Source organism: Ensifer sp. WSM1721, from assembly GCF_000513895.2.
GTDB lineage: Bacteria > Pseudomonadota > Alphaproteobacteria > Rhizobiales > Rhizobiaceae > Sinorhizobium.
Window position 1 is genome coordinate 2,500,435 of record NZ_CP165782.1, and the last position, 25,769, is coordinate 2,526,203.

The window sequence follows — 25,769 nt, forward strand, 5'->3', positions numbered from 1 at the left end:
TTCTGGTTCGATGAATCGGATAACGGCCATGGCAAAGGCAGACCTCCCCTCCTCGGAGGACCTGATGAAGCTCGACAATTTCCTGTGCTTTGCGATCTATTCCGCAAACCACGCCTTCACGCGGGTCTACAAGCCGCTCCTCGACGCGCTGGATCTCACCTATCCGCAATATCTGGTGATGGTGGTGCTGTGGGAGAAAGACGACCAAACCGTCGGCAGCCTGGGCGAGAAGCTCTTCTTGGAATCGAGCACGCTCACCCCCATGCTGAAACGCCTCGAGGCCATGGGCTACATTGCAAGGGTGCGCGACAAGACCGATGAGCGGCAAGTGCGCGTGCGGCTGACCGGCACCGGCAAGGCCTTGAAGGAAAAGGCGAGCCGCGTTCCGCTCGGTATCGCCGACGCGACAGGAATGGAGCCGGCGGAGATCGTACGGCTGAAACAGGAAATCGCGGCCCTGCGCGCATCGTTGTTGCGATAGATCACGACGATTTAGGGCGGATCGACCCAAAGTCATGAACGTGATCGATTCTAATAGGTTAGCGCGGCATGCGGGCGGAAAACCGCGCACACTTTTCCTCATCCCGCGCTACTGCATGTCTCCTTAAATCGACCTCGAGTTAAGGACAAAGACATGCAGAAATTCAAAGTGCTACAGCGACATTTGCGCGTCTGATAAGACGCCCAGCGCTGTACCCGGCAGGAGCGTTACGCGACGGCATCGCCAGACTTTGGGAAACGCGGCGGCCGCTGCAGCATTCCCAACGCCGCGCGTTTCGTCTCACCCAAAACAAAGGACCCGGCGCTTTCACGCCGGGTTCGGAAGTCGTTTTCATAGCGGAAGAACGGACTATTCGTTCTGGAAGTAGCTGTACTTGCCGTCGTCACCCTTCTTCCAGGTGTACATGACGTAGTCCGGGCGGGTGATGTCGCCCTTTTCGTCAAAGCCGAGTTCGCCGATCGCCGTCTTGAACGGACCCTTGGCCTTGAGGGCTTCTGCGACGGCCTGCGGGTCATTGCCGCCGGCTGCCTTGGCGCCGTCAGCAATCACTTGCAGGGCCGCATAGGCATAGAGCGTGTAGGCTTCCGGTTCGAAGCCGGAGGCGCGGAACTTCTCGACGAGTTCCTTGGCGGCCGGGCTCTTGCGCGGATCGGGTGCGAAGGTCATCAGTGTGCCGTCGACGGCGTCGCCGGCGATCGAAGCCAGCTCGTTCGAGACGATGCCGTCGCCGGACATCATCGTTGCCTTCAGGCCCTGATCCTTCATCTGGCGCATGATGAGACCGGCTTCGGTGTGCAGACCGCCGTAATAGACGATCGAAACGCCGGCTTGCTTCATCTTGGCGATGAGCGCGGAGAAATCCTTGTCACCGGTATTGATGCCTTCGTAAAGCGCTTCGGTGACGCCGGCTTCATTCATCGCCTTCTTGGTCTCATCGGCAAGGCCCTGACCATACGGGGTCTTGTCGTGGACGACGGCGACCTTGGCGTCCTTGAAATTGGCAGCGATATAGGCGCCCGCGACGGCGCCCTGCTGATCATCACGGCCGCAGGTGCGGAAGGTGTTCCACAGGCCGCGTTCGGTGAACTGCGGGTTCGTCGAAGCCGGCGTGATCTGCAGGATGCCGTTTTCGGCATAGATTTCCGACGTCGGAATGGAAACGCCCGAGTTGAAGTGCCCGACGACGAACTTCACGCCATCGGCGACAAACTTGTTGGCGACGGAAATGCCCTGCTTGGGATCCGAAACATCGTCACCGAGAACGATCTTGATCTGTTCCCCATTAATGCCGCCTGCGGCATTGATGTCGGCAGCCGCCTGCTCCGCACCTTTCTGGAGCTGGGCGCCGAACGCCGCATTCGGGCCGGTCAGCGGACCACCGACACCGACCAGAATGTCAGCCCATGCGGTGCCGCTGAAAGCAACCATTGCTGTCAGCGCCACAGCTGACAGAAGAGACTTTTTCATCTTGTTACTCCCAAATATTCGAGCGGGTCTCGTTACTAAGCCTGCGCAATGCCCACCATCAATTGCGCCGGTGTTCTTTCGCACCGGCCGCTGCCGACCGGCACGCGCTGTTCCCTTATTTGGCCTTCCAGGAGAAAGGCGAGCTCTTTTCATAGAGCCAGTAGTACATGTTCGCCATTTGCTTGGTTCGGTAGTACCGGAAGCCGGCAGTAGCAAACAACAAAAGCACGAGCGTGTCTACGACATAGTATTGGAGGCTGAACATCGTGCCGCCGAAGAGCGCATGATGGATGAAGCGGATGCCCCAGCCGAGCAGCGCCACATAGATCAACAGCCGCGGAGCGCCATACCAGCTCTCGGCAACGCTCTTACCGGTCCGCCATGCGGTCCACCCGCCGAGTACCCAGGTGATGAAGAGAAACTGCCAGATTGAGGCTTCTTCGTAGAGAATTCCCTGCATGTCACTTAACTCCAGCGCGGCGCGTCAATGACGTCCGCCTTCGAGATAGGCCGATCGCACCTCCGGATTGGCGAGGAGATCCTTGCCGGTCCCGCTCATCGTCACCCTACCGTTGACCATGACGTAGCCGCGATCGGAGAGCTTGAGCGCTCCGAAGGCGTTCTGCTCCACCAGGAACACGGTGAGGCCTTCTTGCTTGTTGAGCTTTTTGATCGCTTCGAAAATGCCCTTGACGATCAAAGGCGCAAGACCGAGCGATGGTTCGTCGAGCAGGAGCAGCTTTGGCCGCGCCATCAGCGCGCGACTGATCGACAGCATCTGCTGTTCGCCGCCCGACAGAGTGCCGCCGCGCTGAGCCTGCCGCTCCTTGAGCCGCGGAAATAGCGTGAAGACCTTCTCCACGTCCTCGTTGAAGTGCTTCAGATTGTCGAGGCCCGCGCCCATCTGAAGATTCTCGAGCACCGTCATGCGCGGAAAGATGCGCCGCCCTTCCGGGGACTGCGCTATCCTCAAGCGCGCGATCTCGTGCGTCGGCATACGCGTGATCTCTTGGCCGTCGAAGTGAATCGAACCGGTGCGCGCCTGCGGACTGCCGCAGATCGTCATCATCAGCGTCGACTTTCCGGCGCCGTTGGCGCCGATCAACGAAACGATCTCTCCGCGATGGACCTCGATATCGACGCCGTTCAAGGCGCGGATGTTGCCGTAATAGGTCTCGACGCCTCTCACATTCAGCAGCGCAGCAGTCATGGATTGATGCCTCCCTGCTCGCTTTCGATTTCCTCGATCTCTTCGATCACCTCTTCAACCTCTTCATCCTCGACACCCAGATAGGCCGCGATGACCTTTGGATCGTGCTTCACGAAGTCCGGGTTGCCGTCGGAAATCTTCTGCCCGTATTCGAGCACCACGACGTGATCGGAAATTTCCATCACCACGGACATGTCGTGCTCGATCAACAGGATGGAGGTGCCGGTGTCGCGGCGAATCTCCTGCAGGAGTTGGTTCAGGGCGAGCGACTCGCGCGGGTTAAGACCGGCTGCTGGCTCGTCCAGGCAAAGAAGCTCCGGCCCCGTGCACATGGCGCGGGCGATCTCCAGCCGCCGCTGCGCACCATAGGGCAGGTCGCCCGCTGGATCGTCGGCACGATCGATGAGGGATGCCTTTTCGAGCCAATGTCTGGCGAGTTCGATCGATTCCTTGGAGGCCTGGCGATAGGCCGGGAAGCCGAACAGGCCGAGCAAGGTGTAACCTGAAGCCTGCATCAGCTTATTGTGCTGCGCAACGAGCAGATTCTCCAGAACCGTGAGCCCCGAGAACATCCGGATGTTCTGGAACGTGCGAGCGACCTTGGCCTGCTTGGTGATTTCGAAATCCGGCAGGCGCTCCAGGAGGTATTCCTTGCCGGACCTCTGCCGCAGGGTGATCATGCCCATCGTCGGCTTGTAGAAACCGGTGATGCAGTTGAACACCGTTGTCTTGCCCGCCCCGTTCGGGCCGATCAGCGCGGTGATGTCGCCGCGCTCGGCCTCGAAGGAGAAGTCGTTGATGGCCATGAGACCGCCGAAGCGCATCGACAGGCGCTCGACCTTGAGGATGGGGTCTTTTGTCATAGTGTTTGCCTCGAAGGTCATCAGCCGTGCCCTTCCTTGGTGAAGCTGCCGGAGACGGCCTTGCGCTTGTGGAGGAACGCGGTCGGCTCGCGCGACCCGACGAAGCCGCGCGGCTTCCAGACCATGACGACGACCATGGCCAGGCCAAAGATCAGCATGCGATAGAGTTCAGGCGTGAAGTTCGGTCCGAAGATCATCTTGAGGAAGGTGAGCTCGCGCAGGATCTCGGTGCCGCCAATCATCACGATTGCCGCAATGGCGATTCCCGTCAGCGAGCCCATGCCGCCGAGGACGACGATGGCGAGAATGACCGCGGATTCGAGGAAGACGAAGGACTCCGGCGAGACGAAGCCCTGGCGAACGGCGAAGAACGAGCCGGCGAAGCCGCCGAACATCGCACCGGTGGCGAATGCCGTCAGCTTGGTAGTCACCGTGTTGATACCAAGGGAGCGGCAGGCGATCTCATCCTCGCGCAGCGCTTCCCAGGCGCGACCGATCGGCATCCGGCGCAGCCGGATGGTGACGAAGGCCGTGATCATGCAAAGGGCGAGGGCCAGATAGAACAGGAAGATTTTGTAATAGGCAGACGAGATCGGCAGGCCCATCAACGCCGCGAAGCCGTCCTTTGAGGCGTCGAACTTGATGCCGAAAAGCGTCGCCTTGGCAATGCCGGAGACGCCGAACGTACCCTTGGTGACCTCGGTCCAGTTGATCAGCACGAGGCGGATGATCTCGCCGAAGGCGAGCGTCACGATCGCCAGATAGTCGCCCCTGAGGCGCAGCACCGGGAAGCCGAGAATGACGCCCCAGCAGGCGGCGAGCAGCCCGGCGACCGGCAACAGCACCCAGAAGGACAGGCCGAAATAGCTGGAGAGCAGCGCATAGGAATAGGCGCCGACCGCATAGAAGGCGACATATCCGAGGTCGAGCAGGCCGGCGAGGCCGACGACGATGTTAAGGCCCCAGGCGAGCATCACATAGATCAGGATCTGGATGCCGAAGTTGTCGACCCATTTCAGCGAGCCTTGTACGCCGAAAAGCGCGACGATGACGGGCGGATAGAGCACCAGAGCGGCAATCGCGATTTTGGAGAAGTTGCGGCTGAAGAAGCCCTCCTCCTTCACCACCTCGGCTGCGGCCGCCTTTGTGGCCTTGCGCTGCGCAAGCCACGGCTGGGCATAGGCGACCATCAGGAAGCGACCGACCATGGCAACGATGATAAAGGTCGCGAGCAACCCCCAGCGCTGAGTAAGGATCAGCTCGTTGCGGATGTTCTGGTCGGTCTTGAGCCCGACGAAGAGCACGAACAATCCGAGCGTGATGAGACCCGCAAAGACGGCCTCTCGCAGGGCCCGCGCCGTCAGTTCACTGCCGGCGCTTGCGGTTGTGGATGCAACATTTGCCATGGAATTATACCTTCTCGACTTCCGGTCGTCCGAGAATACCCGACGGCTTGAAGATCAGGACGATCGCGAGAATGGAGAATGTCGCGACATCCTTGTAGTCGATGGTGAAATAGGCCGACCACAGCGACTCGATGAGGCCGATCAAGAGTCCGCCGAGGACGGCGCCGGGTAGCGAGCCGATGCCCCCGAGAACGGCCGCCGTGAACGCCTTGACACCCGGAGCGAAGCCGTCGGTGAACACGACGACGCCATAGTACATCAGATACATCGTGCCGGCGACGGCGGCGAGCGCCGCACCCATGATGAAGGTCACCGAGATGGTGCGATCGACGTCGACGCCGAGCAGCGCCGCCATCTTGCGATCCTGCTCGGTAGCGCGTTGGGCACGTCCAAGCGGTGTGTGGTTGACGACGTACCAGAAGACCGAAAGCAGGATTGCCGTGATGACGACGATGACAATCTGCTTCAACGAGATCGCGATGCCCAGGATCTCATAAACCGAGGAAACGAGCGGCGGGATCGGCTTGTTGCGCGGCCCCTGGGTTACCTGGATGAAGTTCGACAGGACGATCGACATACCGATCGCCGTAATCAGCGGAGCCAGACGGAAGGACCCGCGCAGAGGGCGATAGGCCACCCGCTCGATGGTCCAGTTCCAGAGCGCTGCCGTCAGCATGCCGACGATCATCATAAGCAAAAGCGCCAGTACAACCGGTACGCCCGCCATGAATGTCGTGAGAATCAAGAAGACAATCAAAGCGGCAAAGCCGCCCAGCATGAAGATGTCGCCGTGGGCGAAGTTGATCATGCCGATGATGCCGTAGACCATGGTATAACCGATTGCGATCATACCATAAATAGACCCAAGTGTCAGCCCGTTGACGAGCTGCTGGATGAAATACTCCATCAAACTTCCCCTGGACCGGATCCTGATGGTCCGATCTCTTGTTATTAGTTATCATTCCCGAGCGTGCTCTGAGCCCGATTTCATACCTCTTTCAAATGAAAATGAAAGCTAAAAAATGCGCCGTCGGTGGATTCTTCCGAGATAAAATCGATTTGACGCTTTTGAAGCCAAAAAAATCAAATTTTCAGCAGCCTTCGCTCGCGAAATGGCCAAATCCGGCGGCAAAAAACGAAAAACGGCAGGCAAATGTCGCCTGGTCGCGCAAACGACCCCTCCCAAACTGGCACCCCTTGAGCTGGCCGCGAGTGCCATCGGCGGCAGCGGCGCGGTGGCCAATTCGCTCAGCCTCACGCAACCGGGAAAAATACGATCGGCAACAGGCATCCTTTCCGGCCCCCCACGCTTTACCCTTCGCAGCGGCAAAGATGACTTTCTCCCGCCGCGCCATCGATGCTATCCGGGCATTGCATGGGAATCGATGCGGCGACGCCGGAAAGACGAGAGAAGATGCTCGAGATACTGGAAAAATCGGCGATCGTCGCCGGGCAGGCAATCCTGGACATATACGGTGCCGGCCCCGCCGTGATCTACAAGGCCGACACCTCGCCGGTCACCGATGCGGACCATCGCGCCGAACACATCATTCTTACCGATCTTGCCGCCGCCTTCCCCGGCATTCCTGTGGTTGCGGAGGAAGCCGTTGCCGCCGGGCACGTGCCCGACATCGCCGGTGGGCGCTTTTTCCTCGTCGACCCGCTCGATGGCACCAAGGAATTCGTCGAGCGCAACAGCCATTTCACCGTAAACATCGGACTCATTGAAAACGGCGCGCCAACCGCCGGTGTCGTCTATGCGCCCGCACTCGGCGTGCTTTATTCGGCCGCCGCCGGACGGGCGAGGAAGGCGATCGTCGAGGCAGGCAGCGTCACCGGCTCCTGGACCCCCATCGGCTGCCGCCGCTGCGCTGACCGGCCGCTCGCGCTGACCAGCCGCTGGCACAACAGCGCAGAAACGATCGCCTATCTCGCAGAACGGGGCATCGCCGACTACGAGGCCGTGGGCTCGTCGCTGAAGTTCTGCCTGCTGGCCGAGGGTCTTGCCGACATTTATCCGCGCTTCAGCCGGACGATGGAGTGGGACACGGCGGCGGGCGACGCGATCCTGAGAACGGCCGGTGGCGAAACGCTCACAGTGGCGGGCAAGCCGCTCGCCTATGGCAAGCGCAACCAGCCGGACGATAGCGACTTCGCCAATCCCTGGTTCATTGCGCGTGGCAGGGTGTGACAGGAATCCGCGAGAGGTTATCCGCTTCGGACCGGCAGCGCTTGCGTGCCGAGCATTCCTTTGCTGAAGGGCTTGTCCCGCCCTGGCGCTGGTGAAGCCGACGCCGAAGGCCGGAATCTAAAAGCTGGTGAACGCCCAATTCGCGTCATGGACTTGCCCGCCGCCGGGCCCTATTTCTGCTCGATGTCCCCGCAAGCAGGATTGAGAGCCATGTTGTCCTATTCCGCCATTGCCAAGAACAATGTAGTCGTCATCACGGGCGCCGCCTCCGGCATCGGGCTTGCCGCGGCGAAGCGCTTCGCCGGCCTCGGAATGAAGGTCGTGCTTGCAGATCTGGCCGGTGAACGGTTGCAAGATGCCGCGGCAGAAGTAGCAAAGGCCGCTGCCGGCGGGGCAGACGATGTCGCCGCGATCGCGACGGATGTCTCGCGGGCCGACGAACTTGTGGCATTGGCGCGCGCGATACGCGAGCGTTTCGGCCGCGTGCATGTGCTGATGAACAATGCCGGCATCCAGCCCGGCTCGTCGATGTTCGGCCCGATGGAGAACTGGGAGGCCGTGATCAGCGTCAATCTCTGGGGCGTGATCAACGGTTCGCGTATCTTCGCACCCGCCATGATTGCCCATGGCGAGCCCGCGCTGATCATCAACACAGGCTCGAAACAGGGTATCACCACGCCGCCAGGCGATCCGGCCTATAACGTCTCGAAGGCAGGCGTGAAGGTCTTCACCGAAGCTCTGCAGCACGAATTGCGCAATACGGAGAACTGCCAGGTCAATGCGCATCTTCTGATCCCCGGCTTCGTCTATACGGCCCTGACCGCACATGGCCGGACGGAAAAGCCGGTCGGTGCCTGGACGCCCGAACAGACGGTGGACTTCATGATGGAGAGCCTCGCCCGCGGCGATTTCTACATCCTCTGCCCGGACAACGAAGTCGCACGTGCAACGGACGAGAAGCGCATCCTTTGGGCAGCCGGCGATATCGTCGAAAACCGGCCACCGCTTTCGCGCTGGCATCCGGACTATGGTGAGGCCTTCCAGTCTTTCCTTGCCGCAAAGAAAGATTGACGGTGATCTTCGTCGAACCGGCGCGATCGGCTCGCGCTCGCCACCGTTTGCAGGGAGGACAGAGACCGTGACGAGCGGCATCCACCACATCACGCTGATTGCCCGCAAGGTGCAGGCGAATGTCGATTTTTACGTGGGTTTCCTCGGCCTCCATCTCGTAAAGCGGACCGGCGGCTACGAGGACCCCAATCAGTTGCATCTCTTTTACGGCGATGCCGCGGGCTCGCCGGGCTCGCTCGTCAGCTTTCTGATCTGGGAGGACGGCTCTCCCGGGCGTGTCGGCCACGGGCAGCCGAGCGAGATCGCCTTCGCCATTCCGCCGGAGAGTATCGGCTTCTGGCTGACGCGGGCCCTGCAGTTCAACGTCCAGACGACCGGACCGGCACAGGAATTCGGCGAGCCGGTCATGAGATTGAAGGATCCGGACGGCGTGATCGTCAAGCTCGTCGGGACCAACACGCTTTCCGAGCCGGCCCCGTGGGCGAGCCGCGATATTCCCGAAACCGACTCGATCCGGCGGTTGCGCGGAGCAACCGTGCTTACCGAAAAGCCGAAGGAAACGGCCCACTTTCTGCAGAACCATTTCGGCTATAGGGAAACGGCCGCGACAGAGACCATCCGCCGTCTCACCTCGTCGTCCGGAGACGTGATCGACGTGCGCGACGCTGCCGGCTTCTGGAGCGCTGCCCCCGGCACCGGCACGATCGATCATATCGCTTTTCGCGCGCCCGACGAGGCGACGGTGCTTGCGGTGCGCGCCGATCTCGAGCAGGAGCATGCCGGCGCGACCAATGCGCACGACCGGAAATACTTCTTCTCCCTTTATGTGCGCGAACCGGGCGGCTCGCTCTGCGAGTTCGCCACCGACGGGCCCGGCTTCGCGGTCGACGAGCCTCCGGACGCGCTCGGCTCGACGCTGTTCCTGCCGCCGCATCTGACCAAAGATGCCGCAGCCTTGGTCAAGCTGCCGCAATTTGCGCTGCCGGGCGAGCCGCGTCCGGCGCAGCGGGACCTGCCTTTCGTCCATCGCCTCTACTATCCGGAGAAGGCGAGTGACCGCACCTTCGTGCTGCTGCACGGCAGTGGCGGCAATGAGATCGACATGCTGCCCTTCGGCCATCAGGTCGATCCGCATGCCACGCTGATGGGCGTGCGCGGCCGCAGCACCGAGGAAGGCTTTCCGCGCTGGTTCCGGCGCCTTTCGATGACGACCTTCGATCAAGTGGACATCCGCTCGGAGGCGGAAGCCTTCATCGCTTTCGTCGAAGACGCGCGCCAAGGCTACGGGCTTGATCCGGACCGTACCGTGTTCATCGGATACTCGAACGGTGCGAACCTGCTGGCGGCCGTGATGCTGCTCCATCCGGGCGCGATCAGGAACGTCGTGCTGATGAGAGCCATGGCCGCGCTCGAGAACGCGCCGAGCGCCGATCTTGCCGCCACCAGAGTCCTGATGCTCACCGGCAAGGACGATCCTTACGGCAAGCATGCACCTGCCTTGAGGCGTATGCTCGCAGATGCCGGCGCAGCGCTCGAGGCCTTGGACATCGACACCCACCACGGAATCGGCGACGAAGACGTAGCCGCCATTCGCCGCTGGCTCGATGAAAATGGTCTTTAGCTCACCTTCGCGGTCGCGACATGGTCGGCGAAGGCCTGGACGAAGCCGCGCAGTCGCTCGCGGGTATGGTCGTCGGTCAGTTGCCCATCGCCGTCGAACAGCGCGTCCGCTTTCGGCACCATCAGCCGCTTGCCCGACCAAAGCTGGGCGCCGAGCGTCCGCATCACTGAAAGCCAGGCGTTCTGACTGAGAATGGTCCCGAAACTGCTCGAAGACGCACCGGCGAGAGCAAAAGGTCGACCGCCGAAGACCTTTCGAATGTCGGCGGGCGGGCGGCTCAGCCAGTCGATTGCGTTCTTGAAAACGCCGGGAATCGAATTGTTGTATTCCGGGGTGAACAGGATCACTCCATCCGCGGAGATTATCTTTTGCTTGAGCGCCGTTGCCGCGGCCGGGACGCCGCTCTCGGCCTCCACATCGCCATCGTAAAGCGGGATGCCGTGCAAGGTTGCCGTTTCAAATTCGACGCCGTCGGGCGCGACCGCTTTCGCCGCGTTCAGCAATCCCGTGTTGAACGACGCTTTCCGCAGACTGCCCGATATGCCGAGAAGCTTGGTCATCGATAAATACATCCTTTCACACACGCCGAATTCAATGAAAGAACTAGGAATGTGGAAAGAAAAGGAAAGCCGGAAATCGACCCCGGCTTCCGCATATCGTAAACAACCGCCGCTATTCCAGCGGCTTCAATCTCGCCTCGATCTGAGCGCGTCGCGGCTCGAGGAAGGGCGGCAGCGACAGGCTTTCGCCGAGCGTCTCCATCGGCTCGTCGACTGCGAAGCCGGGTCCGTCGGTGGCAATCTCGAACAGGATGCCGTTCGGCTCACGGAAATAGAGCGAGCGGAAATAGAAGCGCTCGACCTCACCGCTCGAAGGCAGGCGGAAATCGTTCAGCCGTTCCGTCCATTGATGCAGCGTGTCGAGATCCGGCGCCCGGAAGGCGACATGGTGGACGGCGCCCGCTCCCTGGCGTGCGATCGGCAGGCCCGGCTGGACCGCGACGTGCAATTCGGCAGCCGGCCCGCCCTCGCCCATCGAAAAGACATGCACCTCTCCGACTCCGTCGGGTGACGGATAGCTCCGCACCTCGGTCATGTTCATCACATGCGTCAGCACGAGCGCGGTATTGGCGATGTTCGGCACGCTGATGGTGATCGGACCCAGGCCCTTGATCTGATGACCGGCGGGTATCGGGCTCTTCTCCCAGGGATGCGAAGGCTGAAGCCCGCCATCATCGACGAGCCGAAAGCGCTGACCTTCGCCGTCCTCGAAGTCGAGCGAAACCCGCCCGTCGATTTCGCCAACATTGCCCGACGTAACCTTCAGTTCATCGAAGCGCCGTTTCCACCACCTGACGGTTTCGGCGCTGCCGACGCGAAGGCCGGTGCGCGCGATGCTGTGCGTTCCCCGCCCCTCGGGCCCTACGGGCCAGTCGAAAAAGGTCAAGTCCGTGCCGGGCGTCGCCTGCCCGTCGGCGTAGAAAAGATGATAGGCGCTGGTGTCGTCTTCGTTGACGGTCTTCTTGACTAGGCGAAGCCCCAACGTTTTCGTGTAGAAGCGCAGGTTTTCGAGCGCGTTCGCAGTGATCGCAGTCAGATGATGGATACCGGTCAGTTGCAAGCTCATGAGTGCCTCCTAAGCCAATGTTGCGGCACCTTTTACGGGTTCTGGACGCGCGGCGCCGTGGGCGGGCATTTCGTTGAGCACAATATCAGCCCGAGCGATTGTTTCTCAAAGAGCGGCGAGAGGAACGGAATGTTCGCTCAGAGCGAACGATCGCGCGGTATCCGACGCAAATCTTCAAGATAAGTATTGTCCGCCCGCGAAATGGCGAAAGCCTTCGGGTCGATTTCGGCCAAGATCAGCGTTTCATCGGCCGAGTTCGCCCTTGCCAGAACCTGCCCGTCCGGCGAGGCAACGCGCGACAGCCCGGCAAATGAGAACAGCGCGTCGGAGCCGCAATGATTGATGTAGGCGACGAAGACCTGGTTTTCGAAGGCGCGCGTCTGGATCATGTGCTCGGTGATGAAGGTGCCCGACCAGCCGGCCGGAAGCGCGGTCGGCACAATGACTGCGTCCGCACCGGCGAGCGCGAGCCGGCGCACGTTTTCCGGAAACTCGACATCGTAGCAGATCAGCATGCCGCAGGTGACACCGCGATGCTCGAAGAGACGCGTCGACGGTTCGGACGGCGTGAAAAGCGAGCGCTCATAGTCGCCGTAAAGATGCGACTTGCGATAGACGATGGGGTCAGCATCGCCGTTGACATAGACGGCGCCGTTATAGACGGTGCGGCCCTCCCGCTCGGCGAAGCCTGCAATGATCCCGATGCCGGCGTTCCGCGAGATACGCTGCAGCTCCCGAACGATCGGCCCGTCGGCCGGCTCGGCGAGCGCCGGAATAGCCTCACTGGCACCATAGCCGGTGATCCCGAGCTCCGGCGTCACGAGCAGGGTCGCGCCCTTGCCGGCGGCCTCGTCCGCCGCGCCCTCGATGCGCGCGAGATTGGCGGCAGGGTCGCCACCAACGCTTCTCATCTGCAGGGCCGCGAGCTTCATTACTTTCCGTCCGACGACATGGCGCCGAGCAGCTTCGGCAGGTCGCCGAAGCGCGCGACGAGGCTGAAGATAATGGCAGCGGTGGAAACGAAGAGGATCGTCACCGAAGCCATGGTCGGCGTATAGCCGTAGCGCAGCGCGTTGAAGATCTTGATCGGCAGCGTCTCCATCGTGAAGCCGACGGTCATGTAGGCGACGATATATTCGTTGAGTGAAAGCACGAAGGCAAAGGCGTAGCCGGAGACGATATAGGGCAGGATCAGCGGGAGCACGATCGTGCGGAAGATGGTGCGGTCATCCGCGCCCATCGTCGCGGCCGCCTCGACCAGCGAGCGATCGATCGAGGTGAAGCCGAGCGACAGCGTCACGAGCGGCAGGGTCACGAAGAAGATCGCGTGGCTGACGACCGCCGTCCAGGGTTGACCGTAGAAGCCGGCAGTCGCCCAGAAGGTCAGCAGGCCGAGCGCCGTGATGACCGGCGGCAGCGTGAAGGGGGCGACGCCCAGGAGCTGAAAGATGTTCGCCCAGGGCGCAACCCGCCGCCAGAGGAACCAGGCAAGCGGCAGCGCGATGGCGACGGCCAGTGCGGCCGAAAGAAGCGCGAGCGTCACCGAGGCGACAAGCGCGTTGCGCCACTCGGGATTGAGGAAGATTTCGCCGTACCAGGAGGCCGAGAAGCCCTCCGGCGGAAAGGCGAGCGTCTGCTTCTGGTTGACCGAGACGCCGGCGACGACAATCAGCGGCAGTGCGAGAAAGAGCGCGATCACGAAGAAATAGAACCTGCGGAAAACGGAGGTCATGCCGCTTCTCCCTTCCGTCCGGCAATCACCGTCAGCGCCACCAGTCCGAGCGTCACCAGCACCAGGAACACCGCCATCGCCGCGGCAAACGGCATGTTGGATTGGTAGATCGCCTGATCGGTGATCAGCACCGAAAGCGTCCAGTGCTGCGGGCGGCCGAGCAGTTGCGGCAGGAGGTAGGAGCCGAGCGCGAAGATGAAGACCATGATCAGCGTCGCCACGACAGTGTTCCTGAGCGCCGGCACGACGACCGTGAAGAAGGCCTTGAGCGGCGAGGCCCCAAGCGTGCGGGCGGCCTCCGTCAGCGTCGGGTCAAGGCGTACGAGCGCGGGGAAGAGCACCAGCACCGTATAGGGAAAGGCCTGGTACACCATGCCGGTCAGCACCGCCGCGAAGCTCGGCGTGAGCGCTTTCGCCTCGCTCATGAGGCCGAGCGCCACGAGAATGTTGGTGATGCCGGCCGTGCGGGAGAAAAGCGTCGACCAGGCAAAGCCAATGATGACCTCGGAGAGCGAGAGCACCGAGAGCAATGCGACGAGCCAGACGACCTGCACGCTACGTGCCATGCGCGTCAAGAGATAGGTGAAGGGCAGCGCCAGCACGACGCAGCATATGGCAACTGCGATTGCCAGCATCAGCGAGAAGCCGAGCACGCCGCCGAAGAAGGCCGAAAGAAAGCGGGCGTAATTGTCGTAGACGAAGGCCGGCGTGTAGAAGCCGCCCTGCTGGCGCTGGAAGAAGCTGACGGCGATCATCGTGCCGAAGGGCACGACGAAGAAGATAGTGAGCATCGCCGCGGGGAAGAGAAGCGGCGAGTAGTCGCCGAGAGTCTGGGGCGGTTCGCGTCTCATTTGCGCAGTACCACGCAGCAATCCGGAGTGAGCGCGACGCCGACCTCCTGGCCGACCGTGACGTCCGGCCGGGCCCGCGGCGTCGAAACGGCGACGATCTGGCGTCCGGCAACGTCGAGAAAGGTCTCGATCGTACCGCCGAGATCGCGCACAAAGGTGACCTTGCCGGAAAGCGCACCGGCGCCGGGCGCCGTCAGGTGCACGTCCTCCGGGCGGATCGAAAGCGTTGCCTTCGCAGCACCCGGCGGCAGTTGCAGCCCCGGCACCGGCTGCCCCAGCACCGTCACATGGCCCAGGGTGTCCTCCTCCGCTTCGATCAAATTGGTCTGGCCGATGAAGTCCGCGACGAAACTGTCGGCCGGCCGGCGATAGATTTCGATCGGCGAGGCGGCCTGGCGAATTTCGCCGCCGTTCATGACGACCACCGTATCGGCCATGGTCATCGCCTCGCGCTGGTCGTGGGTGACGACGATCGTGGTGATGCCGAGCTTCTGCTGCAATTGCCTGAGTTCCACCTGCATCGCCTCGCGCAGCTTGGCATCGAGCGCCGAAAGAGGTTCGTCGAGCAGGAAGAGCTTCGGCGAGATCGCGAGCGCGCGGGCGATCGCGACGCGCTGGCGCTGGCCGCCGGAAAGCTTGGAGACCGGCCGATCGGCATAGCCCTGAAGATGGATCATCGACAGAAGCTCGTCGACGCGCCTCTTCTGATCCTCCTTCGGCGCGCTGCGGATGCGCAAGGGATAGGCGATGTTCTCGCCGACGGTCAAATGCGGGAAGAGTGCCAGCGACTGGAACACCATGCCGAGATTGCGCTTGTGCGTGGGCACGCGCGTGATGTCTTCGCCGTCGAGCCGTATAGCGCCCGAGGTTGGCAGGTCGAGCCCCGCGATCATGCGCAAGAGCGTGGTCTTGCCGCAGCCTGACGGCCCTAGCATGCAGACGAAGGTGCCGTGCGGCACCGTGAGGTCGACGTCGTTGACGGCCCTGAAGGCCCCGAATTCCTTGACGACGTTTTGAAGGGCAAGTCCGGACATGTGTACCCCGTTTCGCGCATTATGCGCGGATGTCACGGCGCCGTCGCGTGAGGCGCTGAGGCCGCGACAACAAAAATTCGCATCAGGTTATCCCTAAACCGCCTCGGGTTTAAGGGGCTATGCAACGCGGTCCCTACCCCGCACCGGCTGAATCCCGTGCGGGGCCGATGCGTCTCAGCCGACGATCAACTCCGTCCACTTCTGGTTCAGCCAATCCGACTTCGTCTGATAGAGATCGTAACGCGGAACGATCGGCTCGATATCGGAGGAGACGGCCGAAAATTCCTTGTCCGTCAGGTCGGTCGATTCCCGCTTGACCGTCGGCGAAGTGCCGACCTTGCGCGAGAGCGTCGCCTGGATCGAGGGCTGGCACATATAGTCGATGAAGATATGCGCCTCTTCGGCCTTCTGCGAGGCGCGCGACAGAGCCCAGCAGCCGGAATCCTGGATGCCGCCTTCCTTCGGGAATGTGGAGCGGACCGGATGCCCGTCGGCCGCGGCAAGACCGGTAACGTCGTGATAGTACTGGCCCATCGGGATTTCGCCGGACTTCAGCGCCTGCTCAAACTGCGCTTCGTCGCGATACCAGAGGCGGACGTTCGGCTTCACTTCGGCGAGCTTCTCGAATGTTTTCAGAATGCCCTCTTCGGTGTCGAGCGCATTGGTGCCGCCCATGAAGGTCTTGGCTGTCACTTCGAGGAGGAACGAGTTGGAGACCAGCGCCAGCAGGCCAAGCTTGTCGGCATTCGCCGGATCCCAGAAGGCGGCCCAGGAGGTCGGCGCCTCCTTGTAGACATTGGTGTTGGTCACCAGCGTGATGTACCACGAAACCGCCCCGACGCCGGCGACGCGGCCATCCGGATATTTGTTGACGAAGCGATCGAGCAGGTTCGATGCGTTCTTGATTTTCGCCATGTCGATCGGCGTCCAGAGCTCGGTCGCCTGCCCTTTGAGCATCGCGACCTGCGACATCATCGAGACGTCGGCCGGCGCTTGGCCGGCGCGGGCCGCTTGCTCGAGCTGCACCAGCCAGGCCTCGCCGGTGGGCTCGGCGACGGATTCCACTGCGATTCCGGTTGCCTTGGTGAATTCCGGGAAGATGTTCTTGTCGAAGGAGTCCTTGAAGTAGCCGCCATAGACGCCGACCTTCAGCGACCTGTCCTGCGCCCGAAGCACCGCCGGCACTGCCAGCATCGACGCGCCGGCAAGCCCCGCGCCGAGCAGCGTGCGGCGCTTGATCGAATTGATGTTCATTGCATGTCTCCTTTGTTTTGCGGTCGTTGCCGCGTTCCCTGTTCCAGTTGATTCTTTATGTCTTCTAGGCGGGATGAAGCGAGCCTCCGCCTCTATTCCGCCCGCACGCTGCGATCGCTCCCGCGCTGTCCCGAGGACTCGGGCCTTATTATCGCGCTGCAATCACCCGGTCGTCACGCAAGATCATGGACCTTCATGCTTCCCATCATGCCTTGCTGGCAACGGTGGGGCTGAAGACCATCAGGCTCAGGATCTCGAAAAGCACCTGGGCGCCGGCGTGAGCGGTGTTGGTCGTCGCGTCGTATTGCGGCGCCACCTCGACAACATCGCCGCCGACGAGATTGACGCCCTTGAGGCCGCGGATCAGTTCCAGCACCTCGCGAGTCGTGAGCCCGCCGACTTCAGGTGTGCCCGTGCCCGGTGCGAAACTCGGATCGAGGCTGTCAACGTCGAAGGAGAGATAGGTCGGGCCGTCACCGACGATCTTCTTCGCCTTCTCGATCATGGCGGGAATGCCGAGGCCCGTGACCTCCTCCGCATGGATCACGGTCATGCCCGACTCATAGGAGAACTCCCAGAGATACTCGGCCGCGCCACGGATGCCGATCTGGATGACGCGGGTCGGATCGAGCACGCCGTCGAGTACGGCATTGCGGAACGGCCCACCGTGGTGGAACTTGGTGAGATCGAAGGCGCCTCCGGTGTCGCAATGCGCATCGATATGGATCATGCCGACGGGCTCTTTTTTCCCTACGACCTTCAGAATCGGGTGCGTGATCGAATGGTCGCCGCCGACGGAGAGCGGCACGACGCCTGCGTCGACGATCTGATCGATGCGCTTCTCGATGTCCTCGTGGCTGAGTTCCAGGCGGTAGCGGCTGCGGAAGGGAATGTCGCCGATATCGGCGACCCTGAGATCATGCACCGGCGCGCAGCCGAGAACATGGTTATAGGGACCGATGCGCTCGATCGCACGCAGCGCCCGCGGTCCGAAACGGGAGCCCGGGCGGTTGGTGACGCCGAGATCCATGGGAATGCCGACGATCGCCACCTGGAGATTGCCGAAATCCGGATTCGCGGCATCGACCGGCATGTAGGGCGCGCTCAGAAAGGTCGGAACGCCGGCAAAGGGCGCGAGCCGCGTACCGCTTTTCGTGAAGATCTTGTCCGCGACCTTGCGGAACGTCGGATCGAAAAGCTCGCCGCCATGGCTTTCGCCGTATTTCGCCCTCAATTCGTTTAGCTTCTTCTCGTCCCAGGCCATCCGCCGGAATCTCCCGTGTCTACAGGGCGGAATGCGGAAGGTGTGCGGTTTCCGCTCATCCCGCTCTACTTGTTAGATCAATCCGGGGCAGGCACATGACGCGCAGCAGAACCTCATCTGAAGTTTCGCCGAGCTGGCACGGCGCGATCGAGTTCCCCAGGGCATTCGTTTTTATTGGACATATTAGGGGACAAATCTTCTGGAAAATCAATTGACATTGTTATAGCGTTTCGTGTGAGAAAAATTCACATCAGCGCCAACCCTCCGGAGCCGTTTCTTGTCGAGCCGCCTGCCCCCGCTGAACCCGCTGCGCGCCTTCGAAGCGACAGCCCGGCGCGGCTCGGTTTCCGCTGCTGCGCGCGAGCTCAACGTCACCCACGGCGCGATAAGCCACCAGATCCGGGCGCTCGAACACTCCTTCAACGCACCCCTTTTCGAGCGCGGCGGCAAGCGGTTGCGGCTGACGCCCCAGGGCGCTTTGCTCCTACCGGCGGTCACCCACGCCTTTGCCGAGATAGCCGCGGCGACGGCGGCGATGACGCGGCCCGCAACCAGCGGCGAACTCCGGGTGACCTGCGTACCGGCACTGCTCTCCTTCTGGATGATCCCGCGGCTCCATCAATTCACCGAGCAGTTCCCTGACGTGCGGTTGAAGCTGATCGCCTCCAATGACCAGGCGAATCTCCATTCGCCCGATGTCGACGTCTGCCTGCTCTATGGAGATGGTAATTGGCCGGACCGCTGGGCGCGGCTCTGGAGTCGGCTCGAACTCTTCCCCGTCGTCAGCCCGACGCTGCTCAACATGCGCCCTCTCCGCTCCATCCGCGATCTGCGCGACCACGTGATGCTGCACGGCGACGACGGCCGTGAGTGGAACACCTGGCTCGCCGCCGCCGATGCAATCGATCTGCAGCGCGGCCGCCAGCATTTCATGAGCGATGCGCGCCTTTCGACGGAAGCCGCACTCCATAATCAGGGCGTGGCGCTCGGCGACACGATCACCGCCGGCAGCCTGATCGCCCGTGGCGAACTGATCGCGCCCTTCGATCTGACCGTTCCGGCCAACGACGCATTCTTCGTTGCCTGCCGCAACGAGGTCCTTGCGGCGCCGATCGTCCGCGTCTTCATAGACTGGCTCTTTGCCGCCCTAGAAAGCGACCCCATGCCGGAGCTGCAGATGTCGGCCCGCACGATTATTCGCAGCCGCATGTCGAAGCAGGAAGGCGCCGGCCGGAAGGCAACACCGGAGAACTTCCGACCCGTTTCCTCGCCACGCAACCGGCGTCCCGAACGCCCGCAAAAACGCAAGATCAAGTCATAACGCGGGAGCCGAAAACCCCTCAATCCGTTCAACGACAGGAAATCCGTCATGCCGCGTTTCAATCCCCTCGTCGAAAAGCTCTCGCCGCCGCCGGTGCCCTCGGTGCTCGCATGGGCGAAGGCCTATGACGGGGCAAAAGGCCCGTTGATCGATCTCTCGCAGGCCGTGCCGGGCTATCCCCCCCATCCCGACATGCTGAGATGGCTGGGGGAAACCGCTGCATCGACTGAGTATACGGGCTATGGCGCGATCGAAGGCGAGCCGGAATTGCGCACGGCCTATGCCGAACAGGTTGCGACGCTCTACGGCGCGGCGATCACCGCCGAAAACATCCACATCACCTCCGGCTGCAACCAGGCCTTCATCGCAGTCGCGATGGCAATCGCCGGCGCCGGCGATACCGTCCTGATGACCAATCCCTATTATTTCAACCAGGAAACGACGCTGGCGATGCTCGGCATCAATGTCGAGCTTGCGCCATTGGACGCGGGCGCGGGCTTCCTGCCCGAGGTTGAGACGATCGCTTCCGCCCTCCGGCCGGGCATTCGCGCCCTCGCACTCGTCTCGCCCAACAATCCGACCGGCGCGGTCTATCCGCCGGACCTGCTCCAGCGCATCCACGAACTCTGCCGGGCCAATGGCACCTGGCTGATTCTGGACGAAACTTACCGCGACTTCCTGCCGGACGCGGCCGCCGCTCCGCATGGTCTGCTCCGCGCCAAAGGATGGCAGGACGGCTTCATCGGCCTCTACAGCTTCTCGAAGTCCTTCTGTATCCCCGGCCATCGCCTCGGCGCAATCACCGCCGGCCCCGCGCTCATCGCGCAGGTTGCCAAGATCATGGACAACCTGCAGATCTGCGCGCCGCGCTCAGCGCAGGCCGCCGTCGCCAGGGCCATTCCTGCTCTCGCCGCCTGGCGGCTTACGAACCGTGCCGAGATCGCCGCCCGCGCGAATGCGATGAGAGACGTCATGAGCCGCCTGCCCCAATGGAAGCTGCAGGCCGTCGGCGCTTATTTCGCCTACATCCGCCACCCCTTCCCCGACATCGACTCGCAATTCGTCGCCGAGAAGCTCGCGAAGCTCGCCGGCGTCATCTGCCTGCCGGGCGACTATTTCGGCGAAGGCCAGGAAAACTACCTGCGCTTCGCCTTCGCCAATGCCGACGTGCCGACGATCCTCAAACTCGAGGAGCGGCTCGCGGGTTTTGCTCTGCCGGGTATCTAAGCGGGTTTAGCCTCTACGGGCGATCAGGATGCCGATCAGCACGATCGCGCCGCCGATCGCCTGCATCAGGCCCACGGGCTCGCTCAGCAAGACCCAGGCGAGCAGCGCGGCGACTACCGGCTGCAGCAGCAGCGTCAGCGAAGAAAAGGCTGGCGGCAAATAGGCGAGCGCATAGGTGATCGCCACCTGCCCGCCGGCATGGCTGACGAAGGCGAGGCCGATGAGCATGGCCCAGCCGAAAGCGCTCGGCGGCAACAAAGAGGGCTCGGTGAAGAAAGCCATCGGCAGCATACAGGCGGCCGCCGACGCCGTGCTCCAGAGCATGATCCGGTTGGTGCTGAAACGGCTTCGCAGTCGGCCTATGGCGAGAATGTAGCCCGCGTAGAACATGGCGGCGATGATCGCGATTCCGTCCCCGGCAATGTCGCCGCCGCCAAGCGCGGCCGGGCCACCCTTCAGGACTATAACGCCGGCGATGGCGGTTACCAGGCCAGCTACGAAGATGCCGCTCACGGGCGAGCGGAACAGGACCCAGCTTGCAAGCGTCACGAAGACCGGCGCGACATTGGCAAGCAGCGTCGCGTTGGCGACAGACGTCATGGTTAGCGACAGATGCCAGGCGCCAAGATCGATGGCGAGAAAGACGCCCGGCAGGACGAGCAGAGCATAATCGGAGAGTCGCTGCGGAGGCTTGTCGGTAGCCGCACCATTGCGGAGCTGAGACCAGACGACCAGCGGTATCAATGCCAGCGCCACACGCCAGAAAGCGGTCGCCATCGGCCCCACTTCCGAGAGCCTTACGAAGATCGGCGATCCGCCGATGGCGGCGCCGCCGATCAGCAGTGCGGCCATGGCAAGCGAGTTTTGCGAGGGGGCGGAGCTGACGGCTTGGGTCACGGCGGTATCCGATCGAAGGGGGGAACGCCGCGAGATCGACGACGCCGTCAAGCGAGCTACCAGAATCGCAGGGTAAACGACAGTCGCATTTCGCCGCAAAGGTGCTGAAAAACGGCCGCACGCCAAAAAGGTGCGGCCGTGCCTGGAGACAGCCGATCAGGCTGCGTCCGGCAGATGCACCGTCTTTACCTCGAGAAAGTCCTCAAGGCCGAACATGCCGCCCTCCCGGCCGTTGCCGGACTGCTTATAGCCGCCGAAGGGGCTGCCATAGCGGTGCGGGCCGCCATTGATGTGCACCATGCCGGCGCGCAGCCGCGCGGCGACGCGCTGCGCCCGGTCGGGATCGCCGGTCTGGATATAGGCGGCGAGCCCGTAATTGGTGTCGTTGGCGATTTCGATCGCTTCGTCCTCCGTATCGAAGGGAATGATCGCAAGCACCGGCCCGAACACTTCTTCACGCGCTATCCGCATGGAATTGTCGACGTCGGCGAAGATCGTCGGTTTGACGAAATAGCCGGCCTCGAGACCTTCGGGCCTGCCCGGGCCACCGGCAAGGAGCCGCGCCCCTTCGGCAACGCCCGCTTCGATCAGCGCCTGCACGCGCTCGTACTGGATGTGGCTGACGAGCGGCCCGATATGCGTGCCTTCTTGTGTCGGATCGCCGACCCTCGCCTCCTGGCCGACGCGGCTGGCGATCTCCACCACCTTGTCGTAGACGCTGCGTTCCACCAGCATGCGGGTGGGCGCATCGCAGGATTGGCCGGAATTGTTGAAGCATTCGAGAATGCTGGCGGTAACGCGTTCCTCGATATCGGCATCGGCGAAGACGATGTTCGGCGACTTGCCGCCGAGCTCGAGCGTGACGCGCTTGACCGTATCGGCCGCATCCTTGCTGACGGCGATGCCAGCCCGCGTCGAACCGGTGAACGACATCATGTCGATGTCCTTGTGCTTCGAGAGCGCCGCACCGGCATGAATGCCGTCGCCGTTGACGAGGTTGAAGACGCCGGCCGGGAAACCCGCCTCATGGATCATCTCGGCGTAGAGCATGGCGTTGAGCGGCGTGAACTCGCTCGGCTTCAGGACGCACGTGCAGCCGGTAGCAAGCGCCGGCACCACCTTGAGCGCGATCTGATTGACCGGCCAGTTCCATGGCGTGATAAGGCCACAGACGCCGATCGGCTCGCGCAGGAGCGTGTCACCGTTCGGCAGCTTCTCGCGCAGCTTCAAATTTTTCAGCGCATCGATATAGCCCTGCAGATGGCCGACACCGACATCGGCTTGCTGCTCGCGGCTCATCGTCTTCGGCGCACCAAGCTCGGCGGTGATCGTGTCGGCCATTTCGTCGTAACGGCGCTTGTAGATCGCGAGCAGCTTTTCGAGCAGCGCCAGCCGTTCCTCGACGCTCGTCCGGGCGTAGTTTGTGAAAGCCTTCTTGGCGGCCGCGACCGCCCGGTCGATGTCAGCCGCCGTGCCCATGGAGATCACAGCTATCGGCTTTTCCGTTGCCGGGTTGAGCACGTAGAGATCGTTTTGCGTGGTCGGATCGATCCATTCGCCGTTGATGTAGAATTTCCGTTTGTCGAGCATTCGCTCCTCCTTCCCGTCAAAGTGTCTTTTGCTTGTCAGTGAGCCAATCCTTGATGAGCTGCCGGTAACGTTCGCCGGAGAAGCTCGGAAAGTGGCCGCCGTGGACGATACGCGCCGGTATCTTCAAAAGGCGCTCCATCGATGAGAGATAATGCTCTGCGTTGGAGTGGTAGGTGTCCTCGATGAGCGGCCCGTCGTAGAGAATGTCGCCGCTGAAAAGCACACCCGTCTTCGTCTCCCAGAGCGCTATGCCGCCCGGCGAATGGCCCGGCGTATGGATCACTTCGAAGACCCGGTCGCCGAGATCGACCGTATCGCCATCCTCGAGAATGCGCGTCGCCCCAGCACCTTTCACCGCATAGCACTCAGAACAATAGGGTTCCGGCGGCAAGGCGTCGAAGATCTCGTCGGAAACGTAAGGATCGGCGAGTGTGTTCGCCCGTGTCGGGTGTGCCAACAGATCGGCCTCGGCCGCGTGAACGGCGCGGCTCTCGAACTCATGGTGACAGCCGATGTGGTCGAAATGCGTATGGCTTGCGATGGCAATGAGGTCGCGTTCGGTGACGAGCGGTACCCACTCCCTGAGCGACACCACGCCCATGCCGCTATCCACGAGCATGTCGCGCTCGCGGCCGCGCACATGCCAGATGTTGCATCGATAGAATTCATTGATGAAAGGCTCCGATATGGCGGTCACGTCGTCATCGAGACGCTTCACCGCATACCAGTCTTCCGGAGCAATCCGACGCATCGATCACGCATTCCCGCTTGCCGGGGGCAAGGCTACGACGTCGGCCGCGCGCACCGCAAGGGGGATGATCTCCCCCTCGCCGACGTCGGCGGACTGCGGCAGATGCGCCACCAGCGTCCTGTCCGCCGCCCCCCGTGGCTCGAGATGGCAGCGGTAATGCGTACCGAAGAAGGCGCTGCCGACGACACGCGCATCCCCGAGGGCAATCAGCGGACCATCCGTCCTGTCGGAAGCGCGGAAGTGTTCCGGTCGGATGGTGAGGGTGATCGCATCGCCGGCTTTCGGCGCTGCCGCGGGGAAATTCGCCGCCGGCAGGGCAATGTCTCCGAGCGAAGTCTCGACCCGCGCCGACCGGCCATCGGCCTCTCTGATACGCCCCGGCACGAAATTGACTTCGCCCATGAAGCCGGCCGAAAACAGCGATTTCGGGCGCATATAGACCTCAGACGGCGGGCCGAAATCCTCGATCCGCCCCTGGTTCATCATGACGATCCTGTCGGCGATCGCCATCGCCTCCTCCTGATCATGGGTGACATGGACGAAGGTCGTGCCGACCCGCTTCTGGATCGCTTTCAGCTCATCCTGCATCTGGCGGCGGAGCTTCAGGTCCAGGGCTCCGAGCGGCTCGTCGAGAAGCAGGACGTCGGGGTCGACGGCGAGCGCCCTTGCAAGCGCCACGCGCTGGCGCTGGCCGCCGGAAAGCTCGTGCGGCCGCTTGTCCGCAGAGGCTTTGAGACCGACAAGATCGAGGAAGCCGAGCGCTTTTTCACAGCGTTCGGCCTTGGCGAGCCCACGCATTCTCAGGCCGAAGCCGACATTGTCGACGAGCTGCATATGCGGAAAGAGCGCATAGTCCTGAAACATCGTCGTGGTCGGCCGTTTGGCAGGCGGCACATAGGTCATGTCACGGCCACCGATGACGATGCGACCGGCGCTCGGCGAGAGGAATCCGCCGAGGATGGAGAGCAGCGTGGTCTTGCCGCAGCCCGAGGGGCCGAGCAGCACGATGAACTCGCCTGCCCGAATATCCAGCGTAACATTGTCGAGCGCGGTGAAGCCCCCGAAAGTCTTGGTGACATGCTCGATCGAGACGGGTGCGGTCATTGTTTCTTCGTCCTTCCGAACAGGAAAAGTTCCAGGGCCAGGAGCAGCGCCACCGAGACCAGAAACACGAGCGAACCGATGGCATTGGTCTTTGGATTGAGGCCGGAGCGCAGCATGCTCCATATCTCGACGGGAAGCGTCACGTCGAAACGCGAAAGCAGAAAGGCGATAATGAATTCGTCCCAGCTGAAGGTGACCGAGAGGAAGAAGGCGGCGAGAATCGACGGCATCAGCATCGGGGCGGTCACCAGCACCATCACTTTGAAGTCGCTTGCGCCGAGGTCGCGCGCCGCCCGCTCGATATTGATGTGGTGATCGCCCATTGAGGCATAGATGATGGCGAAGCAGAGCGGCAGATTGATCACCACATGCCCGATCGCGACCGTCATGAGCGACAGCGGCACATTGAGCGCATTAAGCACGGCGAGCAGGCCGAGCGCGATGATCAGGTAACTGACGGTCATTGGCGCGATCAGCAACCCCCGCTGCAGCGCCGAGGCCGGCAACCTGTAGCGCGCGAGACCGTAAGCGGCGAGAAATCCGAGAAGGCAGGCGACGATAGAGGATGCGAGCGCGACCAGCAGCGAATTGCCGAGCGCCGCCATCAGTTTACGGTCGGCAAAGACCGCCTCGTACCATTGCGTCGAGAAGCCGTTGAAGGGCGGCACCGGCAGCCTTCCGTCCTGGAAGGAGAAGAGCACCAGCACCAAGACGGGCAGGAAGATGAAGGCGTAGGCGCCGGCGAGGTAGGTCCAGGAGAGGCCGCCGAGAAAGACCCTACGCATCG

General features: G+C 62.3%; 25 protein-coding genes. 6 read left to right on the top strand and 19 right to left on the bottom strand.

The features are described from left to right. Positions 1–28: 28 nt before the first annotated feature. Complete coding sequence (locus M728_RS12280; protein WP_026618715.1) at positions 29–481, top strand: MarR family winged helix-turn-helix transcriptional regulator; 453 nt, start codon at positions 29–31, stop codon at positions 479–481. Between the two features lie 369 nt (positions 482–850). On the opposite strand, the gene M728_RS12285 is transcribed toward M728_RS12280, so the two are convergent. The 6 genes from M728_RS12285 to M728_RS12310 form a co-directional block, all read right to left on the bottom strand. Then, complete coding sequence (locus tag M728_RS12285; protein ID WP_026618714.1) at positions 851–1,969, bottom strand: branched-chain amino acid ABC transporter substrate-binding protein; 1,119 nt, start codon at positions 1,967–1,969, stop codon at positions 851–853. Between the two features lie 115 nt (positions 1,970–2,084). Further along, the gene (locus M728_RS12290; protein ID WP_026618120.1) at positions 2,085–2,429 is read right to left on the bottom strand and encodes a DUF6867 family protein; all 345 of its coding nucleotides are present in this window, start codon (positions 2,427–2,429) and stop codon (positions 2,085–2,087) included. Between the two features lie 24 nt (positions 2,430–2,453). Continuing rightward, entirely contained in the window at positions 2,454–3,179 is a 726-nt protein-coding gene (locus M728_RS12295) for an ABC transporter ATP-binding protein (RefSeq protein ID WP_026618713.1), read from the bottom strand. Beyond that, positions 3,176–4,063 (bottom strand): ABC transporter ATP-binding protein, encoded by an 888-nt coding sequence (locus M728_RS12300; protein WP_026618712.1) that lies wholly within the window; start codon positions 4,061–4,063, stop codon positions 3,176–3,178. The genes M728_RS12295 and M728_RS12300 overlap by 4 nt, the downstream gene beginning before the upstream one ends. After that, complete coding sequence (gene livM, locus M728_RS12305) at positions 4,063–5,448, bottom strand: high-affinity branched-chain amino acid ABC transporter permease LivM (RefSeq protein ID WP_026618123.1); 1,386 nt, start codon at positions 5,446–5,448, stop codon at positions 4,063–4,065. Before livM ends, M728_RS12300 begins: the two co-directional genes overlap by 1 nt. 4 nt (positions 5,449–5,452) lie before the next feature. After that, positions 5,453–6,355, bottom strand: coding sequence for a branched-chain amino acid ABC transporter permease (locus tag M728_RS12310; RefSeq protein ID WP_026618711.1), 903 nt, complete (start codon positions 6,353–6,355; stop codon positions 5,453–5,455). A 507-nt stretch (positions 6,356–6,862) separates the two neighbouring features. Here M728_RS12310 and cysQ point away from each other — a divergent pair. The 3 genes from cysQ to M728_RS12325 all read left to right on the top strand — a co-directional run bounded on the left by cysQ (position 6,863) and on the right by M728_RS12325 (position 10,331). After that, a complete protein-coding gene (gene cysQ / locus M728_RS12315) occupies positions 6,863–7,639 on the top strand; it encodes a 3'(2'),5'-bisphosphate nucleotidase CysQ (protein WP_026618710.1) in 777 nt (258 codons plus the stop codon). Between the two features lie 210 nt (positions 7,640–7,849). Beyond that, positions 7,850–8,710, top strand: coding sequence for an SDR family NAD(P)-dependent oxidoreductase (locus M728_RS12320; RefSeq protein WP_026618709.1), 861 nt, complete (start codon positions 7,850–7,852; stop codon positions 8,708–8,710). A gap of 67 nt (positions 8,711–8,777) precedes the next feature. Further along, complete coding sequence (locus M728_RS12325) at positions 8,778–10,331, top strand: VOC family protein (protein WP_026618708.1); 1,554 nt, start codon at positions 8,778–8,780, stop codon at positions 10,329–10,331. On the opposite strand, the gene M728_RS12330 is transcribed toward M728_RS12325, so the two are convergent. From M728_RS12330 to speB, 8 genes are all read right to left on the bottom strand, one after another. Beyond that, positions 10,328–10,891, bottom strand: a complete 564-nt coding sequence (locus M728_RS12330; RefSeq protein ID WP_026618707.1) for an NADPH-dependent FMN reductase — start codon at positions 10,889–10,891, stop codon at positions 10,328–10,330. The genes M728_RS12325 and M728_RS12330 overlap by 4 nt on opposite strands. A gap of 112 nt (positions 10,892–11,003) precedes the next feature. Next, the gene (locus M728_RS12335) at positions 11,004–11,957 is read right to left on the bottom strand and encodes a ring-cleaving dioxygenase (RefSeq protein ID WP_026618706.1); all 954 of its coding nucleotides are present in this window, start codon (positions 11,955–11,957) and stop codon (positions 11,004–11,006) included. A 137-nt stretch (positions 11,958–12,094) separates the two neighbouring features. Then, entirely contained in the window at positions 12,095–12,889 is a 795-nt protein-coding gene (locus tag M728_RS12340; protein WP_026618705.1) for a carbon-nitrogen hydrolase family protein, read from the bottom strand. Beyond that, positions 12,889–13,689: an ABC transporter permease gene (locus tag M728_RS12345; RefSeq protein ID WP_026618704.1), complete on the bottom strand. Its 801-nt coding sequence runs from the start codon at positions 13,687–13,689 to the stop codon at positions 12,889–12,891. The genes M728_RS12340 and M728_RS12345 overlap by 1 nt, the downstream gene beginning before the upstream one ends. Next, complete coding sequence (locus tag M728_RS12350; protein ID WP_026618703.1) at positions 13,686–14,540, bottom strand: ABC transporter permease; 855 nt, start codon at positions 14,538–14,540, stop codon at positions 13,686–13,688. Before M728_RS12350 ends, M728_RS12345 begins: the two co-directional genes overlap by 4 nt. Continuing rightward, positions 14,537–15,574 carry an ABC transporter ATP-binding protein gene (locus M728_RS12355; protein WP_026618702.1) on the bottom strand — a complete coding sequence of 346 codons (1,038 nt, stop codon included), beginning with the start codon at positions 15,572–15,574 and terminating at the stop codon, positions 14,537–14,539. Before M728_RS12355 ends, M728_RS12350 begins: the two co-directional genes overlap by 4 nt. A gap of 174 nt (positions 15,575–15,748) precedes the next feature. Beyond that, on the bottom strand, positions 15,749–16,828 hold the full coding sequence (locus M728_RS12360) for a PotD/PotF family extracellular solute-binding protein (RefSeq protein WP_026618701.1): 1,080 nt from the start codon (positions 16,826–16,828) through the stop codon (positions 15,749–15,751). A gap of 205 nt (positions 16,829–17,033) precedes the next feature. Further along, a complete protein-coding gene (speB, locus tag M728_RS12365) occupies positions 17,034–18,092 on the bottom strand; it encodes an agmatinase (RefSeq protein WP_026618700.1) in 1,059 nt (352 codons plus the stop codon). Between the two features lie 277 nt (positions 18,093–18,369). Here speB and M728_RS12370 point away from each other — a divergent pair, with 277 nt between their 5' ends. Beyond that, positions 18,370–19,413, top strand: coding sequence for a LysR substrate-binding domain-containing protein (locus M728_RS12370; protein WP_026618699.1), 1,044 nt, complete (start codon positions 18,370–18,372; stop codon positions 19,411–19,413). A 48-nt stretch (positions 19,414–19,461) separates the two neighbouring features. After that, positions 19,462–20,640, top strand: a complete 1,179-nt coding sequence (locus M728_RS12375; RefSeq protein WP_026618698.1) for an aminotransferase — start codon at positions 19,462–19,464, stop codon at positions 20,638–20,640. A gap of 6 nt (positions 20,641–20,646) precedes the next feature. On the opposite strand, the gene M728_RS12380 is transcribed toward M728_RS12375, so the two are convergent. The 5 genes from M728_RS12380 to M728_RS12400 all read right to left on the bottom strand — a co-directional run bounded on the left by M728_RS12380 (position 20,647) and on the right by M728_RS12400 (position 25,767). Continuing rightward, a complete protein-coding gene (locus M728_RS12380; RefSeq protein WP_026618697.1) occupies positions 20,647–21,537 on the bottom strand; it encodes a DMT family transporter in 891 nt (296 codons plus the stop codon). A gap of 156 nt (positions 21,538–21,693) precedes the next feature. Next, the gene (locus tag M728_RS12385) at positions 21,694–23,127 is read right to left on the bottom strand and encodes an aldehyde dehydrogenase family protein (protein ID WP_026618696.1); all 1,434 of its coding nucleotides are present in this window, start codon (positions 23,125–23,127) and stop codon (positions 21,694–21,696) included. Positions 23,128–23,143: 16 nt separating this feature from the next. Beyond that, positions 23,144–23,878 (bottom strand): MBL fold metallo-hydrolase, encoded by a 735-nt coding sequence (locus M728_RS12390; RefSeq protein WP_026618695.1) that lies wholly within the window; start codon positions 23,876–23,878, stop codon positions 23,144–23,146. A 3-nt stretch (positions 23,879–23,881) separates the two neighbouring features. Continuing rightward, the gene (locus M728_RS12395) at positions 23,882–24,982 is read right to left on the bottom strand and encodes an ABC transporter ATP-binding protein (protein WP_026618694.1); all 1,101 of its coding nucleotides are present in this window, start codon (positions 24,980–24,982) and stop codon (positions 23,882–23,884) included. After that, positions 24,979–25,767 (bottom strand): ABC transporter permease, encoded by a 789-nt coding sequence (locus M728_RS12400; protein WP_026618693.1) that lies wholly within the window; start codon positions 25,765–25,767, stop codon positions 24,979–24,981. Before M728_RS12400 ends, M728_RS12395 begins: the two co-directional genes overlap by 4 nt. Positions 25,768–25,769: the final 2 nt, after the last annotated feature.